This is a genomic window from Acerihabitans arboris, assembly GCF_010131535.1.
In the GTDB taxonomy this organism is placed as follows: Bacteria; Pseudomonadota; Gammaproteobacteria; order Enterobacterales; family Enterobacteriaceae; genus Acerihabitans; species Acerihabitans arboris.
Genome location: NZ_WUBS01000008.1, coordinates 142,505 through 161,612 on the forward strand (window position 1 = coordinate 142,505; position 19,108 = coordinate 161,612).

The following is a 19,108-nucleotide window of genomic DNA, read 5'->3' on the forward strand; positions in this document are numbered from 1 at the left end:
CCGTATCCCCACCAGGAGTACGATGATGAACCAGCCTCTTCCCCCCCTATTGCGCCGTCAGGCGCGGGCCATGGCCGTCCGGCTAACGGCGCCTGGCGATCCGGCCGCCGTGGCAACCTCGTCTCCTGTCGCGGATGAAGACACGGCCGTCGCGCTGGCGTTAAGCGATTTTATCAGCGAAGCGCTGATTGCGCGGCCGGACTGGCTGGAGGAATTGCGCCGCGATCCGCCGCGGGCGGATGAGTGGCGCGATTATGACGCCTTGCTCCAGGCGCGGCTGACGCCGGTAGAGGACGATGCGGCATTGATGCGCGAACTGCGGCTGTTCCGCCGCCGCGCCCTGGCGCGCATCGGCTGGGCGCAGGCGCTCGGCACCTGCGAGACCGCCGAGACACTGACGCAACTCAGCAGTCTGGCCGAAACCCTGATAATCGCGGCGCGCGACTGGCTCTACCGGGCCTGCTGCCGTGAATGGGGCACCCCGGGCAACGCGCGCGGGGACGCGCAGCCGCTGATGGTGCTGGGCATGGGCAAGCTGGGCGGCGGCGAACTGAACTTCTCTTCCGATATCGATCTGATTTTTGCCTATCCGGAAAGCGGCCACACCCGGGGCGGGCGGCGCGAGCTGGACAACGCGCTGTTTTTTACCCGCCTGGGGCAGCGGTTGATTAAAGTGCTCGATCAACCCACCGCCGACGGCTTTGTCTACCGGGTGGATATGCGCCTGCGGCCGTTCGGCGACAGCGGGCCGCTGGTGTTGAGTTTTGCCGCCCTGGAGGATTATTACCAGGAGCAGGGGCGCGACTGGGAGCGTTACGCCATGGTCAAGGCCCGGCTGATGGGCGACGATGGGGATGCGTACTGCCAGGATTTGCGCAGCATGCTGCGTCCCTTTGTGTTCCGGCGTTATATCGATTTCAGCGTCATCCAGTCCCTGCGCAATATGAAAATCATGATCGCCCGGGAAGTGCGGCGACGGGCATTAAAGGACAATATCAAACTGGGCGCCGGCGGCATTCGCGAAATCGAGTTTATCACCCAGGTGTTCCAACTGATTCGCGGCGGACGGGAACCGCGCCTGCGGCAACGCTCGCTATTACCCACCCTGCGCGCCATCGGCGAGCTTGGCCTGCTGGCCACCGGCCAAACCGAACAATTAAGCCAGGCCTATCTTTACCTGCGCCGGCTGGAAAACCTGCTGCAGGCCATCAACGATGAGCAAACCCAGACCCTGCCGGCCGACGAGCTGAATCGGGCACGCCTGGCCTATGGCATGGCGGCGGCCGACTGGCCGGCGCTTGAAGACGAGCTGGCCGGCCATATGCGCCGGGTACGGCTAATCTTTAATGAGCTGATAGGCGACGACGCGCCCGACCCGGCCGACCCGGCGGATTTCGGCCGTTACGGCGCGCTGTGGTTTGACGACGCGCCGGAGCAGGATGCCGGGCTGCTGGCGCCGCAGCTGGATGAAGACGGGCGCGGACGTTTGCTGGCCCGATTGACGGAATTCCGGCGCGACGTGGCGAAGCGCACCATCGGCCCGCGCGGGCGCGAAGTGCTTGATCAACTGATGCCGCGGCTGCTGGCGCAAATCTGTCCGCTGCCGGCCGCCGACGACGCGTTAGGGCGCCTGGCGCCGATGCTGTTAAGCATTGTGTCCCGCACCACCTACCTTGAACTGCTGGTGGAATACCCGGGCGCGTTGACCCACTTGATCCGCCTGTGTTCCGCTTCGGCGATGATTGCCACCCAGCTGGCCCGCCATCCGCTATTGCTGGATGAACTGTTGGATCCGGCCACGCTGTACCATCCCCTGGCGCATGAAGCTTATGGCGATGAGCTGCGCCAGTATTTGCTGCGGGTGCCTGACGAGGACGAAGAGCAGCAGCTCGACGCCATGCGGCAGTTCAAGCAGGCGCAGCATTTGCGCATTGCCGCCAGCGATATTACCGGCGTGCTGCCGGTGATGAGGGTCAGCGATCACTTAACCTATCTGGCCGAGGCGATGATTGCCGCCGTGCTCCGGCAGGCCTGGAAGACCATGGTGGCGCGCTACGGTCGTCCCACCCATCTGGTCGAGGACGGCGGACAGGGCTTCGCGGTGATTGGCTACGGCAAGCTGGGCGGCTGGGAATTGGGGTACGGATCCGATCTGGACGTGGTGTTTTTGCATGATTGCCCGGCCGAGGTGATGACCGACGGCGAGCGCTGTATCGACGGGCGGCAGTTCTACCTGCGTCTGGCGCAGCGCATCATGCATTTATTCAGTACCCGCACGCCCGCGGGCGTGCTGTATGAGGTAGATCCCCGCCTGCGGCCTTCGGGCGCGGCCGGCATGCTGGTCAGCACCCTGGACGCCTTCGAGGAATATCAGTTGCATGAGGCCTGGACCTGGGAACATCAGGCGCTGGTCAGGGCGCGGCTGGTCTATGGCGATGACGCCCTGAAGGCCCGCTTTACGGCGATCCGTCGCGAGGTGCTGTGCCGGCAGCGCGATCCGGCGGCGCTACGCGCCGAGGTGAGCGATATGCGCGCCAAAATGCGCCGGCACCTGGCCGGCAAAGGCGGCGATATGTTTGATCTTAAGGCCGGCGAAGGCGGGATCACCGACGTTGAATTCCTGGCGCAATATCTGGTGCTGCGTTTTGCCCCCGCCATGCCTGATCTGACGCGCTGGTCCGATAATGTGCGGATTTTCGAGCTGATGGCGCGCAATGGCATTATCAGCGTCGACGACGCGGAGCAATTGCGCCGCGCCTATACCTCCCTGCGCGACGAAATCCACCATCTGGCGTTGCAGGATCTGCCGGGGCGCGTGGCGGAGCATCGTTTCCGGGCCGAACGGGAACTGATAACCCGCTATTGGAAAAAGTGGCTGGGCTGAAGGCCTCCGCCCGCCACGTGGGAGGCTTATGGCTAATGTTGCCAGGCAGCGGGATCCCGGACGCGAAAATAGTCATTCAGTCCTCGGGTAGCGAGAGTATTCCTGCAGCATAGGCAAAGCCTATGCTAAAATCCCGCGCAATAAATAGTTGAGTCTAAAATAGTTAAATCTGGAGCAAGAGTATGAAAGTGACGTTGCCTGATTTTCGCCGGGCGGGCGTGCTGGTGGTGGGTGATGTTATGCTTGACCGTTACTGGTCCGGCCCGACCAGCCGTATCTCGCCGGAGGCGCCGGTGCCGGTGGTCAAGGTCGATACTATCGAGGAGCGCCCCGGCGGTGCCGCCAACGTGGCCATGAATATCGCCGCGCTGGGCGCGGGTTCGCGTCTGGTCGGACTGACCGGCGTTGACGATGCCGCCCGCGCCCTCGGCGAGCGCCTAGGCGAGGTCAGCGTGACCTGTGATTTTGTCGCGGTGCCCACCCATCCCACCATTACCAAACTGCGGGTGCTGTCGCGCAACCAGCAGCTGCTGCGCCTGGATTTCGAGCAGGGCTTTGACGGCGTGGACGCCGGGCCGCTGCTTGAACGCATCCGGACGGCGTTGCCCAATACCGGCGCGCTGGTATTGTCGGATTACGCCAAAGGGGCGCTGGCCCGCGTGCAGGATATGATCCAGCTGGCGCGCGCCGCCGGGGTGCCGGTGCTGGTCGACCCCAAGGGCACCGATTTCGCCCGTTATCGCGGTGCGACGATGCTGACGCCAAACTTGTCCGAGTTCGAGGCGGTGGCCGGCCGCAGCAGCGACGAAGCCGACCTGGTGAGCCGCGGCATGAGGATGATTGCCGATTACGGATTGTCGGCATTGCTGATTACCCGTTCCGAGCAGGGCATGACGCTGCTGCAGCCCGGCAAGCCGCCGCTTAACCTGCCGACGCAGGCGCAGGAAGTGTATGACGTCACCGGCGCCGGCGATACGGTGATTGGCGTGCTGGCTGCGGCGCTGGCTGCGGGCAATCCGCTGGAAGAGTGCTGTTTCCTGGCCAATGCCGCCGCCGGCGTGGTGGTCGGCAAGCTTGGCACCTCCACCGTCAGCCCCATTGAGCTGGAAAACGCCATTCACGGACGCAGCGACGCGGGTTTCGGCGTCATGACCGAGGCCGAGCTGGAGCAGGCGGTGGCGCAGGCGCGGACGCGCGGCGAAAAGGTGGTGATGACCAACGGCATCTTCGATATCCTGCATGCCGGTCATGTCTCCTACCTGGCCAACGCCCGGCGCCTCGGCGACCGGCTGATCGTGGCGGTAAACAGCGACGACTCGACCCGGCGCCTGAAGGGCGAGTCCCGTCCCGTCAACCCGCTGGCGCAGCGCATGATCGTCCTCGGCGCGCTGGAAGCGGTGGACTGGGTGGTGGCGTTTGAAGAGGATACCCCGCAGCGGCTGATCGCCGGTATTTTGCCCGACGTGCTGGTGAAAGGGGGCGATTACCTGCCCGCACAAATCGCCGGCAGCAAGGAGGTCTGGGCCAACGGCGGCGACGTCAGGGTGCTGAACTTTGAAGACGGCTGTTCAACCACCAATATCATTAAAGCCATTAGAAGCGGTAAACGCGGATAGCGCGAACCGCGCCACGGCCCGGCGACGGCGGCACTAAGCAGCAAATACCGGGCAGTAAATACCGGGCAGCAAATACCGGGCAGCAAATACCGGGAAATAAATGCCAGCCCAACTGCTGTATCCACCCCGCCGCCCCGCCGCCGTCTAGAGGTCTTTGCCGGCGTCTTTAACACCGTTGGTGGTTGCTTTAGCCTGCTTATCCGCCGGCGATTCGTCGGTTAGCGGTGTGGCGACCGGGGCGGTAACCGCAGCGGAGGCAGGCGTGCCCATCGCGCCTGTAGCAGCGCCGCCATTCGGCATCGTTTCCAACGCGTTAATCCGCAGCTCCAGCTGATTCAGCTTTTCCCGCGTGCGCAGCAGCACCTGGGTCTGTACGTCAAACTCCTCGCGGCTGATCAAATCCATCCGGCTGAACTGGCTTTGCAACACCTGGCGGATCTTTTTATCCACGTCATCACCCAGATCGCGGATGCCTTTTGGCAGGGACTCATGGATCTGACGAGCAAGCTGTTCGATTTTTTTGGTGTCTATCATCTGTAGTTCCCTAACGCGTTAGTTTTGGTCAAGTGTAATGCCAGATCAGCAGAGAAGAAACTAAAAGAACATGCTGGAAATTATGCGTTTGCTATTTGCTCCGATAATCCAATGGCGTTATAGTAATTCCGCTTATTCTCAGGGCGGGGCGAAACTCCCCACCGGCGGTAAACCCGTGTGATGATTGCCATTAGTGATTATTGCACAGGAAGCCCGCGAGCGCTCAGATTGCCGTAAGATTTGAGGTCAGCAGACCCGGTGTAATTCCGGGGCCGACGGTTATAGTCCGGATGGGAGAGAGTAACGGCCTACAATGAGCAGCAGCTCATTCTCGTTATCTTTTCAGCCTTTTCAGGCTGCTCCTAAGTCTGCCCTGGTTCTGGTAATCCATATACTTTATGAGGTTTCATTTACCATGAATCAGACGCTTCTTTCCGAATTCGGAACACCGACAGAACGCGTGGAAAACGCACTTAACGCATTGCGCCATGGGCGCGGTGTGCTGGTGCTGGACAATGAAGATCGTGAAAATGAAGGCGACATGATTTTTGCCGCCGAAAACATGACGGTTGAACAGATGGCCCTGGCCATTCGCCACGGCAGCGGCATCGTCTGCCTGTGCCTGACCGAGGAACGCCGCCAGCAGCTGGATCTGCCGATGATGGTGGAACGCAACTCCAGCCATTACCAGACCGCGTTTACCGTGACCATCGAAGCCGCCGAAGGTGTGACCACCGGCGTCTCCGCCGCCGACCGCCTGACCACCATTCGCGCCGCCATCAAGGATAACGCCAAACCCAGCGATCTTAATCGCCCGGGGCATGTGTTCCCGCTGCGCGCCCAGCCGGGCGGGGTGCTGACCCGTGGCGGGCATACCGAGGCAAGTATCGACCTGGCTACCCTCGCCGGCCTTAAGCCGATGGGCGTGCTGTGCGAAGTCACCAATGAGGACGGCAGTATGGCCCATGCTCCGGAAATCATCGCGTTCGGCAGGAAATATGCTATGCCGGTGGTGACTATCGACGATCTGGTGGACTATCGCCGCGCGCTGACCCGGCAGGCCAGTTGATCCACGGCCGTTAATCGTCCGGGCCGCATCGCTTCCCGGACGAAAGCCACGGTCACGGCGTGCGGCCAGGCCGAGGACGCCCCCGGCATAACGCCCGCGTGTCCGGCATCTGCTTTGCGGCGTAGGGCGGTCCGACATACCCTTGGCGTTAGCCGGCCTGTCCGGCTACAGGCTGCCCGTGCCCATGGTGTTCGCCCCCGGCCCCTGTCAGGGCCGTTTACGCGCCAGCAGCGTGGCGAAGCGCAGTTTGATGCGGTTGCCCTGCGCGTCGGTTTTATGCAGCTCCCCCACATCCTCGTTGTATTTCAGGATTTCCCAATCGTGATAATACTGTGGCAGTTCCCCGGCGCTGAAGGTAAAGGGAAACGGCAGCGGGCAGGGATAATCCCCGGTGGACATGGCGGCGACAATAAGATTCAGTCCGCCGCCGTTGGTGCTTTGCTGCATATTGCGGATAACGCGATCTATCTTGTCGGCCTGTAAAAACATTAGCACCACGGTCGACAGGATAAAATCATACCGGCCTTCAATCAGCTGCTCGTTGATATCATAAACACTGGCCGAGATATGCTCGCAGTGCTCAATATCGATCATGGTCTTCAGCGCGTCGATGCTTTGCTGGTTCTTATCATAAGCCGTGACATCAAAACCCAAACCGTTCAGGTATAACGCATTACGGCCCGCGCCGCAGCCCAGATCCAGGGCCTTGCCCGGGGGCAGGTATTGAGCGGCGTTAATCACCTCGGAATGCGTGCGGGTCATGCCGTGTTTAATATGATAATAATCTTCAGGCCGGCAATAAAATTCCAGCCGGCAGCGCATATCCCCGGAGCAGTCGACAATGCGGTGCCACCGCTGGGGTTCCACCAGGGGCGGCTGGTTTTCACGCGTAAACTCACAGGATTCGAGGACGCCGTCATTTTTGCCTAAAAAGGCAAAGGACAGCCTTCCCTGCAAAACCGTCAGCTTTGCCCATACCCCTTCCTGGGTGTTGTGCCGCTGCCGGAAGGTTTCGGGCAGCGTGCGGCTATCCCATTCGGGCATGGTTTTATAACACATCAAATCCTGCATATCGTTCTCCACCGTTTGGGCAACGGTCATAAGAATTGATCAAAATAACGCTAATCGGGCGGCGGTTAACGATTGGCCGTACTTCAGCCGTCGGCCCGGCGATAATAACCTAACACGTTTGTTACTGCTCCAACTGGCGCAACAGCAGGAACGCCTCTTTCATCCGCGCTTCGCCCGCCACAAAGGCGCGCAGCCGCTGTTGTCCATCCCAACCCTGCGCCATTATGCCCTGGGCGTCAAAATTGATCTGCCAGCGCAAATCCGTGCGCTGGGTTTGACCCGCCAGATGGAGCGGCATATCCGGTGTCTTCACCTTTACCAGCATCGGCGGGAGCACCAGGCGGTCGTCGCCGCCCAACAGGTTTTTGGCCAATACCGCCGCGCCAAGCTGTATCGGTTGCAGGAAAGGCAGCAGCGCGCCGTTGATTTCCGCGCAATCGCCCAGCGCATAGATGGACGGGTCCGAGGTGCGCAGCCGGTCGTCGACCCTGATGCCCTTATTGATATCCAGGCCTGCCGTCCCGGCCAGCGCCGTATCGGGTTTTAGCCCGATGGCGGCAATGACGGCGTCCACCTCCAGCAGGCGGCCGCGCGGTAGCGCGGCCACCAGGCCTGTCGAAGTCTGGTAAAGGCCGAGCAGCCTGGAATTAAGCATCAGCTCCACCCCCTGCCGGACCAGACAATGCTGCAGGCGGGCGCTGACTTCGGCCGGCATCAGCGACGCCAGGATGCTGGCCGCCTGATCCACCAGGATCACCTGTTTGCCCGCCCGGGCCAGGTCCATGGCAAGTTCGGTGCCTATCAGGCCGGCGCCCAGCAGCAAGACCCGCTGCGACTGGCGCAGCGGGTCTTCTATCCGGCGGTACTGCTGTTGGCTGTTAAGCGTCAGCATCAGTTCACGGCCCTCAATGGCCGGGATCATGGGCTGCGCGCCGGTGGCCAGTATCAGGCGACGATAGGCATATTCACCGCCGTCACAGTAGACGCGCCGCGCAACGGCGTCGATACGTTGCGCCCGTGAATGGCTGTGCAGCGCCAGCCGGAACTGTTCGGCAAATTCCCCGGCGGTCATCCGGGTCAGGTCGTCCGCGCTTTGCCGCTGGCTGATAACATGGCTTAGCTCCGGCTTGTGGTATTCATCGCAGCTGTCGTCGGCAATCACCCGTATCGCGCCGCCGTCATCCAGCTTGCGCAGGTTTTTAATCAGCTGGCGGGCGGCAAAACCGGAGCCGATGATGACAATATCCTCGTTCATACGCGCTCCGTTATTTCATTGCGTCGAAGACGTCTTTGCCAAGACCGCATTCCGGACACAAGAAGGTGTTCGGCACCTGCGGCCAGCCTGTGCCGGGCGCCACCTCCTGCATCGGCTCGCCCAGGGCCGGGTCGTAAACCCATTGGCATACGCTGCATTGCATCATCACGGCGTCTTCAGCAAGCATGGCCCGCGCAATGTCAATGGTGTCATTATGCGGCGCGGCGACGGCAACACTGCCGTTTCCCATTACCGGGGAAGGCGCCATGGCCAGGCCCGCGTCGATATGCTGGCCCGACGCCGCCGGCACCGGCGTATCCAGGGGATGCAGCGCCCACTGGCGGGCAATTTCCCGGCCGTGCTCGCGGCAGATTTCCAACGCCGCCCCGTCCGGCCGCCATTTGGTCTTCAGTGCCAAGGTCGTGTCGAAGCCGGCGTCCATCAGCCGTGTCTGCACCCGATCCACCGCGCCGCCGTTCCAGCCGTAGCTGCCGAACGCCGAGGCTTTTTTATCGCGAAAGCGCAGCCCCGCCAGCTCCTCAAGCAGCGCCGCCACCTTGGGCATCATGACATTGTTCATGGTGGAGGAACCGGCCAGCACGCCCTTGGAACGGAATACCTGGGTCAGGATTTCATTTTTATCGTGGCGGGCGACATTGTAGATTTTCACCGCCACGCCGGGATCGGCCTCGTTAATGCCCTGGGCAATGGCATCGGCCATCATGCGGGTATTGTTCGACATGGTGTCATAAAACAAGGTGATGCGATCTTCCTGGTAGCTGTCCGCCCACTGCAGGTATTTAGCCACGATCTGCGTCGGGTGGTCGCGCCAGACCACGCCATGGGAGGTGGCGATCATCGATAACGGCAGGTTAAAACCCAGGATCTCATTGATCTTGGCGGTGACCAGCCGGCTGAACGGCGTCAGTATATTGGCGTAGTAGCGTTGACACTGTTCAAATAACTCATTCTGGTCCACTTCGTCGTTAAACAGATGTTCATCGCAATAGTGCTGGCCGAAGGCATCGTTGCTGAACAATACGGCATCGCCGCTAAGATAGGTCATCATGCTGTCGGGCCAGTGCAGCATCGGCGTTTCGACAAAGATCAGCTGCTTGCCGTTGCCGATATCCAGGCTATCGCCGGTCCTGACCGTATGGAAGTTCCATTCCGGATGATGATGATGGCCGGTAATGGAATCAATGGCGCTGGTGGTGCAATAAATCGGCGTATTCGGGATGCGCGCCATCAGTGCGCTAAGGGCCCCCGCATGATCCTCTTCGGCGTGGTTGATAATGATATAATCAATGGCGCCGAGATCGATTTCCGCCTCCAGGTTTTGCACGAAATCGCGGCTGAACTTAAAATCCACCGTGTCGATCAGTACCGTTTTCTCTTCCCGGATCAGGTAGCTGTTGTAGCTGCTGCCCTGAAGGGTTTTATATTCGGTGCCGTGAAAATCACGCACTTCCCAATCGCGTTGTCCTACCCAATGAATATTGCTTTTGACATGTACCGTCATGATGAAAACCTGTTGGCTAAATAAAGCTGAGAATGATTGGTTAACATAAGGATTGCACAACGCATGCCAATAATTAACTATATGATTTATATGTTTTTTATAATATTAATTGTCATAATAACTTAGCCTGTCTTTGTTTTTTTGACATGGTTATCGTCATAATGAGATAGTGACGGCAATGGGCGCCCCGAGGCGTAACCCAGAGTAATGGATTACGATTATTGTCGTTTTTAACCTAGCCAAGGCGCTGATCACTATGGCTCTATCCATGCAGACCCTCAGCCGTATCGCCATTGAGCTGCAATCGGGCATCTCCAGCCAGGATCGATTCCAACGGTTGATAAACAGCCTGCGCCGGCTGCTGGACTGCGACGCCTGCGCGCTGCTTAGTTATGAACAGCAGCTGTTCCGGCCGCTGGCAACCGCCGGCTTGTCCCCTGACGTGCTGGGACGGCGTTTCAGGTTGTCGGAACATCCCAGGCTGGAAGCCATCGCCCGCGCCGGGGACGTAGTGCGTTTTCCGGCGGACAGCCTGTTGCCCGACCCCTATGACGGCCTGATTCCCGGGCATGAAGAGCTTAAGGTACATGCCTGTATCGGCCTGCCGCTGTTTACCAACCAGAACCTGGCCGGCGCCCTGACCATTGACGACATGGACCCGCGCCAGCTCGATCATTTCAGCGATGAGGAGCTGCGGCTGGTGGGGGCGCTGTTCTCGGTTGCGCTCAGCAACGCGCTATTGGTGGAACGGTTGGAAAAGCAGGCGATCGCGCCGGTCGGCGCCGTCGATCGGACGCATACCGATGACGCCGATGAGATGATCGGCCTGTCCGGTTCGATGGCGCAGCTGAAAAAAGAGATCGGCATCGTGGCCACTTCGGATTTAAACGTGCTTATCACCGGTGAAACCGGCGTCGGCAAAGAGCTGGTGGCGCGCGCTATTCATCAGCAGTCCCCCCGGGCGGCCAATCCGCTGGTGTACCTCAACTGCGCGGCCCTGCCGGAGTCGGTGGCGGAGAGCGAGCTGTTCGGTCATGTCAAAGGCGCCTTTACCGGCGCCATTCATCATCGCATCGGTAAGTTCGAGCTGGCGGATAACGGCACGCTGTTCCTGGATGAAATCGGTGAACTTTCCCTGGCCCTGCAGGCAAAATTACTGCGGGTATTGCAGTATGGCGATTTGCAGCGCGTCGGCGACGATCGGAGCCTGCGGGTTAATGTGCGTGTCCTGGCCGCCACCAATCGCGTATTGAAGGAGGCGGTGCTGGACGGGCAGTTTCGCGCCGATCTGTTTCACCGCCTAAGCGTATTCCCGGTCCATGTGCCGCCGCTGCGCGAACGCGGGCAGGATATTGCCCTGCTGGCCGGTTTCTTTTGCGAGCGCAGCCGTATCCGGCTGGGGCTGGGCCGTGTGGTGCTGGCGCCGGCAACACTGGCGTTGCTCTCGGGCAATAGCTGGCCGGGTAATGTGCGCGAGCTTGAACATGCCATCTACCGCGCCGCGGTGCTGGCGCGCGCGGGGCAGGGTAATGGCGAGGTGGTATTACGACCGGAGAACTTTGCCCTGGATGGGCCGCAATCCTCCCCCCTTCGCGCCATGCCGCCGGAAAACCTCGTCGAATCCGTCACCCTGCGCGACGGCACCGATGAGTACCAGCGCCGGTTAATCCGCGCGACGTTTGCCGACAGTGAAGATAACTGGTCGGCCTGCGCGCGCAGACTGGCGGTCAATCCCGGCAATTTGCACCGGCTGGCCAAACGCCTGGGGATCAAGTGAGCCTGTAATTCCAGGGAACGTTGGCGCCCGGGCAGCCATTAAAACTCATTCAAATATATTGAATATCATTATCACGCTTATCCGAGTTTATTTGCTGGCCGCAGGGCGTAAGTTAATACGCATAAGGCGCCTGGCGCGGCAAGATGAAAAATAAGGAATGAAGATGAGCGAACCCCGCATGCCCGCACTGTTTCTCGGTCACGGCAGCCCGATGAACGTACTGGAAGATAATAAATATACCCAAACATGGCAACGGCTGGGGCGGGCGCTGCCGCGTCCCCGCGCTATCCTGGCGATTTCCGCCCACTGGTATACCCGCGGCACCGCGGTGACGGCGATGGAAAACCCGCGCACCATCCATGATTTCGGCGGTTTCCCGCAGGCGCTGTTTGATGTCCGCTATCCGGCGCCGGGTTCGCCCGCGCTGGCCAAAACCATCCAGGAACTGCTGTTGCCGGTAGCCGTTACCGCCGACCAGTCCGAATGGGGATTTGACCACGGCTCCTGGGGCGTGGTGAAAAAGATGTATCCGGATGCGGATATTCCCATGGTGCAGCTAAGCGTCGACGGCACCCAGCCGCCGGAATATCACTATCAACTGGGGAAAAAACTGGCGGCGCTGCGCGACCGGGGCGTGATGATCGTCGCCAGCGGCAACGTAGTGCATAACCTGCGTTTGGCGCGCTGGCAGGGCGAAGCCGAGCCTTATCCCTGGGCGTCCTCTTTTAACCAGTTTGTCCGCGACAATATTGGCTGGCGCGGCGAGGGCGTTCATCCGCTGGTGGATTTTATGCGGCATGACGGCGCGGCGCTGTCGAACCCGACGCCCGACCATTACCTGCCGTTGCTGTATGTTTTGGGAAGCTGGGATGGCGAAGAGCCTGTTTCGATACCGGTGGACGGTATCGAAATGGCGTCGCTGAGCATGCTGTCGGCGCAGGTGGGTTAGCTATACCCTAAACTGCCGCCTTTAACGTACCGCCCGAGGGGAAACGTCTTGAAAGGCTCTTTCGCATGCACGTCTGGCGAGGCTCACGCAGCGGACGAGGGTTGCCGCCGCGTGGGCGTCGGGGCGGTCAGCCGAGGATGATATGCGGATAAAAACGCGAAAGATCCTGGGTGATCATTTCTTTATCTTCCCGGATGCTGATGCCGCAGGGCCGATCGTTTACCAGCCAGCTGCCGATGACCGTATAGCTGTCGCCAAAGCGCGGCAACGGGCAGAACTCTTGCACTATGGTGCCTTCTTCGCCGTAAGGCCCGTCCACATGGGCGGTTTCCTTGCCGTTCTCGACGATGCGGATATTAGCGCCTTCGCGGGAAAACAACGGCTTCACCACATAGTGATCCATCGGCGGCGGGTTATCCCCGGCAAAATACGCCGGCAGCAGGTTCGGATGCCCGGGGAACATTTCCCATAACATCGGCAACAGCGCCTTGTTGGAGATAATGCTTTTCCACGCCGGTTCCAGCCAGCGAACGCCCGCGTCCTCAAGCTTGGTGGAGAAAATCTCCCGCAGCATAAATTCCCATGGATAGAGTTTAAACAGGTTGCCGATGACCCGGTTTTCCGTATCGGTAAACTGGCCTTTTTCGCCCAGGCCGATCTCTTCGATAAACAGGAAATCGTTGGGCAAATCCGCTTCCAGCGCGCAATCCTGCAGGTATTGCACCGTGCCGCGATCCTCGGTGGTGTCCTGGCAGCAGGCAAAATGCAACGAGCTGAAGCCGTGCCGCTCCTTTAATTCCCGAAAGCGCTCGATCAGCTTTTCCTGCAGGCTATTATACTGATCGGCCTGCGCCGGCAACTGGCCGGCCTTGATCTGGTCTTCGAGCCAGATCCACTGGAAAAAAGCGGCTTCATACAAGGAGGTGGGGGTATCGGCGTTGTTTTCGAGCAGCTTGGGCGGCCGTTGGCCGTCGTAGACTAAATCAAGCCGCGAATAAAGCGACGGCTGGCCGGTATGCCAAGAGTTGCGCACAAACTGCCAGGTATGCCTGGGGATGTGGAATTTGGTCATCAGCGCGTCGCTGTCCACCACTTTTTCCACTACCTTCAGGCACATCCGGTGCAGCTCGGCGGTGACATCCTCCAGCGTTTCTATCTGCGCCAGCGTAAACTGATAATAAGCATCCTCGCACCAGTAGGGCTCGCCGTACATGGTGTGGAACTCAAAACCATATTCGGCGGCTTTTTCACGCCAGTCGGGGCGTTCATTCAGGGTGACTCGCTTCATGCTGTGCTTAACCGCCCATGCTGCGACGTGGCGCGGTGCTGCTGCGCTGCATGGCGGTGTTTTGTTTCGCCACCGTCTCGCCGAAGCCGCCGCGCGTTACGGTATTGGTGGTCGGCGCATTTGGCGTCATGGCGGTTTTCGGCACGTTCATGCTGCGCCCGGAGGTGGCGGGGCCGTAGTTGCGGCCGCTGGCGTCGACGAACTTGCCGTTGGCCGGACTGTTGGGCGCGCGCGACGTGAACAGCGGCTGCTGCGAATAACCGCCGCCGCCCATCATGCGGCCCATCATATAACCGGCCATCAGCGGCATCCAGAAGCTGCCGCTTTGCTGGGACTCGGCGGCCATGCCGGCCTGGGTGGGCGCCTGGGTACATTGCCCCTCGCCGAATTCAGCGATGCAATCTTCGCGCGAGGCGTATTTAGGCGCGGTTTTCGCCGCCTCTTTCTGCGCGTTGTTAAACGCGGTGGTGCACTGTTCGCTCATGGACGGATTGGCGCGCGTACAGTCGTCGCTGTTTTGATACAACGACACGTTCTCGTCGCTTTTTTCACAGCCGGCCAGCATAAACACCGCGCCGACCGCCAGCGCGACCGGCGCCATTCGGTAAGCACGCCATTGCTTGCGAAAACCGGCGTGGTTAATGTCTTTTGTCCGTTTCATTATTTTCCTGCTTTATTAACGATTTAACATTCCCGGAGATACCCCCTAAGAATAGGGTAAAAACGTCTAAATAAGAAGCATCGGCCACTATTGCGGAAACATATTTACATAGTTATACATAAGTTTGGGATCGCGGCGGATCGGCGGGCTGCCTGAAGATCCAGGCGGGCGTTTCACCCGCCTGGTAATCACTTATTGCCTGAAGGGGTTGCGGCCGGTGGTGCTGCCGGAGTTTACCGGCGCCGTGGCGGCGGCCGCCGAGGCCTGCGGCCGGGCGGACTGTTCCTGCGCGCTTTGATTGGCGCGCGGCGTCGCCGCGGTCTGGCTTGGGCTGACGCCTTCGGCCTTGGCTACCTGAGATGGATTTTCCGGCGCCACCTGCTCGGGGCTGGTGGGAATCTGCTGGCCGAGGGAGGCGTTAAGCGCCTGGATATCGCTTTCATTCAGGGTGCCGAGCGCCGATTTCAGGGTCAGCTGATTTATCACGTAGGTATAGCGCGCATCGGATAATTCCCGTTTGGCGTCATACAGCGTGGTGGTGGCGTCCAGCACGTCGACGATGGTGCGCGTGCCCACTTCATAACCGGCCTCGGACGCGTCCAGGGAACTCTGCGCCGATATCACCGCCTGCTGATAGGCGTCGATGGTGCTAACGGAGGCGGCAATATTATTAAAGGAAGAACGCACCGTTTGCACCACGCTGCGGTGGGCGCTTTCCAACTGTTCGCTGGCGCTGACAAAGCTGTACTGCGCCTGTTTCACCTGCGAGGTAACCGAACCGCCGGAATAAATCGGTACATTCAGGCTCAGGCCAATGGAATTCTGCCCGATTTTACTGTTATCAAAAGTCGAGACATTGTTGGTTCTGGAGCCGCTGTAATCAGTATTGGTTACCGAGGATTGCGCGGTCAGGCTCAATGTCGGGTAGTGGCCGGTTTCGGCGAGACGAATCTGCTCCCGCGCCAGATCCTGCGCCAGGCGGGCGCTTAACAGGTTCAGGTTGCGCGTTTCCGCCTGCTTGAGCAGGCCGGCGATGGGCTGCGTGCGTTCCGCTTTAAACCGCTCCACGTTAAGCGAGGCCAACTGTGGGTAAAAATTGCCGCTGATCTGGCGCAGGCTTTCCAGCGCGTTGTCCAGCGTATTGCGGGCGGTGACCTCATTGGCCAGCACCAGATCATACTGCGCGCGGGCGTTCTGCACATCGGTAATGGCCACCAGGCCGACGTTAAAGCGCTGGGTGGTCTGATCCAGCTCGCGGTAAATCGACTGTTTTTGCGCCTCGGTATAAGACAGTGCGTCAATGGCGCTTAATACGTTAAAATAGGCGGTGGCGGTATTCAGGATCAACGTCTGCTGCGCGGTCTGGTAAGTGACGTCCTGGACGCCGGCGGTTTTTTCCTGGATGGTCAGCGCGCGCCATAACGACATATCAAAAATAGTCTGGGTAAGCTGCAGCGATCCGCTGGCGACGCCGGAATTGACATCTTTACGATCGCGGAAGCCTTGGCTATAGGTATAATCCGCCCCGAGGCCGAGCTGGGGCAAAAGAGGGCTGCGCGATTCGTTGATTTTTTCAAACGCGGCATCGCGATCGGCCGCGGATTGGCGAAGGTCCGGGTTGGACAATCGCGCCTGCTGATACACCTGTAGCAGATTTTCTGCCTGACTTAACGCACTGAAGCCGCCCAGGCTGAGTCCGATAAGAAGGGGGAGCAGTTTCTTCATTTGCATTCCTTTTGATACAGCAAAATTGCTATGGTAGCGCTGGCGATAAATAAACCGTTAAATAGTGCCCGATTCTAGCAGAGTCCGCCAGACGTAGGTGGTGGCTTAATGTGCCATCTAAGATCTGTGGGACAAAATTTATCACAATCTACCTGATTATCGAGAAAAGTGATTTGCCTGGCGTCGCCGTTACTGACAAATTAACCCATAAGGAATCATTTTCATGGCTTTACCGACACCCACCCCGGTAACATTTGGTAAAAAAGACGTAGAAATTATTGCACGTGAAACGCTTTATAGCGGATTTTTTTCCTTGGATTTGTACCGGTTCCGCCATCGTCTGTTCAACGGCGGGATGAGCGGGGTGGTGACGCGGGAAATTTTAGAGCGCGGACATGCCGTGGTCTTGCTACCCTATGACCCGGTGCGTGATGAAGTTGTATTGTTGGAACAAATTCGCATTGCCTCTTATGATAGCAGTCCGAGCCCCTGGCTGTTGGAGCTGGTAGCCGGTATGATCGAGCCTGGGGAAACGCACGAAGAAGTGGCGCGGCGAGAATCGCTGGAAGAAGCGGGGCTGGACATCGGCCGTTGCAAACCCATGCTAAGCTATCTGGCAAGCCCGGGCGGCACCAGCGAACGTTTGACGATTATGGCCGGCGAGGTGGACGCGCTGCTGGCTGAAGGCATCCACGGATTGGTGGAAGAAAACGAAGATATCCGTCTTCACGTGGTCAGCCGGGAGCAGGCTTACCGCTGGGTTGAGGAGGGTATTATCGATAACGCGGCCTCCGTCATTGCCCTGCAATGGCTGGCATTACACCATGAATCCTTACGAAAAGAGTGGGCCGATTAATGATCAAGCGCTACACCCCTGATTTCCCAGAAATGATGCGCCTGTGCGAAACCAATTTCGCCCAGCTGCGCCGGCTGTTGCCGCGCACCAACGAGGTGGGGGATACCATTACCTATCAGGTCAACGGCGCCAGCTATCGCCTGACCATCCTGGAGGCGACCCGCTACACCACCCTGGTGCAGATACTGCAGACCGAGCCGCTGGCCAGCTTCTGGAGCCTGCCGTCCATGAGCGTGCGCCTGTACCGGGACGCCATGGTTGCGGAAGTGTGTTCCAGTCAGCAGATCTATCGTTTCAAGGCACGGTATGATTACCCTAATAAAAAGTTACACCAACGTGACGAAAAACATCAAATCAACCAGTTCCTTGCGGATTGGCTACGCTATTGCTTAGCGTATGGCGCGATGGCGGTTCCTGTTTGTTAGGCAGATTTCAATAACCAAGGATACCCTTTGGAAAGCCTGTTGACACTTCCTGTGGCGAATGGGGCCATTATCAGGATTTTACAGATCACGGACACTCATTTATTTGCCGGTGAGGATGAGGCGCTGCTCGGGGTAAATACCTACCGTAGCTATTGCGCGGTATTGGACGCGGTTGAAGCTGAACGGCACCACTATGATCTGGTGGTTGCGACAGGTGATTTGGCCCAGGACCATTCGCTTGAGGCCTATCGGCATTTCGCCAGGGGGATCACGCGTTTGCCCGCTCCCTGCGTCTGGTTACCAGGCAATCATGATTATCAGCCGGCGATGGTCAAGGTGTTGGAAGAGTGCGGCATATCGCCGTCAAAACACATCCTGCTCGGCGACCAATGGCAACTGGTGCTGCTTGACAGCCAGGTGTTCGGCGTACCGCACGGCGAACTGAGCGACTATCAGCTGGAATGGCTGGAAAAGACCCTGGCGATGCAGCCCGAGCGCTATACGCTGCTGCTGCTCCATCACCATCCGTTCGCGTCCGGCTGTATCTGGCTCGATCAGCACAGCCTGCGCAACGCGCATATGCTGGCGGCGGTGCTGGCCAGGTTCCCCAGGGTGACCACCCTGCTGTGCGGCCATATACACCAGGAGCTGGATGTCGACTGGCAGGGCCGGCGCGTGCTGGCTTCGCCTTCCACCTGCGTGCAGTTCAAGCCGCACTGCACTAATTTTACCATCGACTCCGTCGGCCCTGGCTGGCGTTATCTTGATTTGCACCCTGACGGCACGCTGTCGACCGAAGTACATCGGTTAGCCGGCGACGAGTACCTGCCGGACACGGATTCGGAAGGCTATTAATGGCGGTCCTGCTCTATCTTCACGGTTTCAACAGCTCCCCCGCTTCAGCCAAGGCTACCTCCTTCAAGGCGTGGCTCGCGCAGCATCATCCGGCCATCGAAATGCTCGTCCCGCAACTGCCGGTGTATCCCGCCGACGCGGCCGAATTGATCGAGTCGCTGGTCATGGGGCGCGCCGGCGAGCCGTTGGGCATCGTCGGGTCTTCGCTGGGCGGCTATTATGCCACCTGGCTGTCCCAATCCTTTATGGTGCCCGCCGTGGTGGTCAATCCCGCGGTGCGTCCGTTCGAGCTGCTGGCGGAGTTTTTGGGCAAGAATGAGAATCCCTACACCGGCCAACATTATGTGCTAGAGTCTCGCCATGTCTACGACCTGAAGCTGATGCAGGTCGACAAGCTGGAATCACCGGACCTTATCTGGTTGCTGCAGCAAACGGGCGACGAGATCCTCGATTACCGGCAGGCGCAGGAGTATTACACTCACTGTCGCCAGACCCTGGAGTCGGGCGGGAACCATGCTTTTGTCGGGTTCGACCATTTTTTCTCTCCCATTATTGACTTCCTGGGACTGAATAAAGTCTGAATCGCCGCCGTTTGAGCCACGCGAATAACGCTTCCCGAGC

The 19,108-nt window shown here is 59.4% G+C and carries 16 protein-coding genes and 1 riboswitch; of the genes, 9 read left to right on the top strand and 7 right to left on the bottom strand.

The features are described from left to right. Positions 1 to 22: 22 nt before the first annotated feature. Together glnE and hldE are read left to right on the top strand one after the other, a co-directional pair. Positions 23 to 2,884, top strand: a complete 2,862-nt coding sequence (gene glnE, locus GRH90_RS12720) for a bifunctional [glutamate--ammonia ligase]-adenylyl-L-tyrosine phosphorylase/[glutamate--ammonia-ligase] adenylyltransferase (protein WP_162366323.1) — start codon at positions 23 to 25, stop codon at positions 2,882 to 2,884. Positions 2,885 to 3,066: 182 nt separating this feature from the next. Beyond that, the gene (gene hldE, locus GRH90_RS12725) at positions 3,067 to 4,500 is read left to right on the top strand and encodes a bifunctional D-glycero-beta-D-manno-heptose-7-phosphate kinase/D-glycero-beta-D-manno-heptose 1-phosphate adenylyltransferase HldE (RefSeq protein WP_162366324.1); all 1,434 of its coding nucleotides are present in this window, start codon (positions 3,067 to 3,069) and stop codon (positions 4,498 to 4,500) included. Between the two features lie 144 nt (positions 4,501 to 4,644). On the opposite strand, the gene ubiK is transcribed toward hldE, so the two are convergent. Beyond that, entirely contained in the window at positions 4,645 to 5,034 is a 390-nt protein-coding gene (gene ubiK / locus GRH90_RS12730; RefSeq protein ID WP_162366325.1) for a ubiquinone biosynthesis accessory factor UbiK, read from the bottom strand. Between the two features lie 130 nt (positions 5,035 to 5,164). Then, a riboswitch (FMN riboswitch) is annotated at positions 5,165 to 5,340 on the top strand. Between the two features lie 109 nt (positions 5,341 to 5,449). Here ubiK and ribB point away from each other — a divergent pair. Next, complete coding sequence (gene ribB, locus GRH90_RS12735; protein ID WP_162366326.1) at positions 5,450 to 6,103, top strand: 3,4-dihydroxy-2-butanone-4-phosphate synthase; 654 nt, start codon at positions 5,450 to 5,452, stop codon at positions 6,101 to 6,103. A gap of 207 nt (positions 6,104 to 6,310) precedes the next feature. On the opposite strand, the gene tehB is transcribed toward ribB, so the two are convergent. The 3 genes from tehB to norV form a co-directional block, all read right to left on the bottom strand. Then, on the bottom strand, positions 6,311 to 7,174 hold the full coding sequence (gene tehB / locus GRH90_RS12740; protein WP_162366436.1) for an SAM-dependent methyltransferase TehB: 864 nt from the start codon (positions 7,172 to 7,174) through the stop codon (positions 6,311 to 6,313). A 121-nt stretch (positions 7,175 to 7,295) separates the two neighbouring features. Then, on the bottom strand, positions 7,296 to 8,429 hold the full coding sequence (gene norW, locus GRH90_RS12745) for an NADH:flavorubredoxin reductase NorW (protein WP_162366327.1): 1,134 nt from the start codon (positions 8,427 to 8,429) through the stop codon (positions 7,296 to 7,298). A gap of 10 nt (positions 8,430 to 8,439) precedes the next feature. Next, the gene (gene norV / locus GRH90_RS12750) at positions 8,440 to 9,951 is read right to left on the bottom strand and encodes an anaerobic nitric oxide reductase flavorubredoxin (RefSeq protein WP_162366328.1); all 1,512 of its coding nucleotides are present in this window, start codon (positions 9,949 to 9,951) and stop codon (positions 8,440 to 8,442) included. Positions 9,952 to 10,207: 256 nt separating this feature from the next. On the opposite strand from norV, the gene norR reads away from it, so the two are divergent. Together norR and ygiD are read left to right on the top strand one after the other, a co-directional pair. Continuing rightward, positions 10,208 to 11,728: a nitric oxide reductase transcriptional regulator NorR gene (gene norR / locus GRH90_RS12755; RefSeq protein WP_162366329.1), complete on the top strand. Its 1,521-nt coding sequence runs from the start codon at positions 10,208 to 10,210 to the stop codon at positions 11,726 to 11,728. Between the two features lie 163 nt (positions 11,729 to 11,891). Further along, entirely contained in the window at positions 11,892 to 12,677 is a 786-nt protein-coding gene (gene ygiD / locus GRH90_RS12760; RefSeq protein WP_162366330.1) for a 4,5-DOPA-extradiol-dioxygenase, read from the top strand. Positions 12,678 to 12,804: 127 nt separating this feature from the next. On the opposite strand, the gene GRH90_RS12765 is transcribed toward ygiD, so the two are convergent. The 3 genes from GRH90_RS12765 to tolC all read right to left on the bottom strand — a co-directional run bounded on the left by GRH90_RS12765 (position 12,805) and on the right by tolC (position 16,351). Further along, positions 12,805 to 13,965, bottom strand: coding sequence for a glutathionylspermidine synthase family protein (locus GRH90_RS12765; RefSeq protein WP_162366331.1), 1,161 nt, complete (start codon positions 13,963 to 13,965; stop codon positions 12,805 to 12,807). A 7-nt stretch (positions 13,966 to 13,972) separates the two neighbouring features. Beyond that, complete coding sequence (locus GRH90_RS12770) at positions 13,973 to 14,626, bottom strand: DUF1190 family protein (RefSeq protein ID WP_162366332.1); 654 nt, start codon at positions 14,624 to 14,626, stop codon at positions 13,973 to 13,975. A gap of 192 nt (positions 14,627 to 14,818) precedes the next feature. Next, positions 14,819 to 16,351 (bottom strand): outer membrane channel protein TolC, encoded by a 1,533-nt coding sequence (gene tolC, locus GRH90_RS12775; protein ID WP_162366333.1) that lies wholly within the window; start codon positions 16,349 to 16,351, stop codon positions 14,819 to 14,821. A 223-nt stretch (positions 16,352 to 16,574) separates the two neighbouring features. Here tolC and nudF point away from each other — a divergent pair, with 223 nt between their 5' ends. From nudF to yqiA, 4 genes are read left to right on the top strand one after another with little or no spacing between them, the layout of a single operon-like run. After that, positions 16,575 to 17,207, top strand: a complete 633-nt coding sequence (gene nudF / locus GRH90_RS12780) for an ADP-ribose diphosphatase (protein WP_162366334.1) — start codon at positions 16,575 to 16,577, stop codon at positions 17,205 to 17,207. Beyond that, positions 17,207 to 17,632, top strand: coding sequence for a DUF1249 family protein (locus tag GRH90_RS12785; protein ID WP_162366335.1), 426 nt, complete (start codon positions 17,207 to 17,209; stop codon positions 17,630 to 17,632). The genes nudF and GRH90_RS12785 overlap by 1 nt, the downstream gene beginning before the upstream one ends. 27 nt (positions 17,633 to 17,659) lie before the next feature. Further along, positions 17,660 to 18,487, top strand: a complete 828-nt coding sequence (cpdA, locus tag GRH90_RS12790) for a 3',5'-cyclic-AMP phosphodiesterase (protein WP_162366336.1) — start codon at positions 17,660 to 17,662, stop codon at positions 18,485 to 18,487. Then, positions 18,487 to 19,068 carry an esterase YqiA gene (gene yqiA, locus GRH90_RS12795; protein WP_162366337.1) on the top strand — a complete coding sequence of 194 codons (582 nt, stop codon included), beginning with the start codon at positions 18,487 to 18,489 and terminating at the stop codon, positions 19,066 to 19,068. The genes cpdA and yqiA overlap by 1 nt, the downstream gene beginning before the upstream one ends. The last annotated feature ends 40 nt before the right edge of the window (positions 19,069 to 19,108 follow it).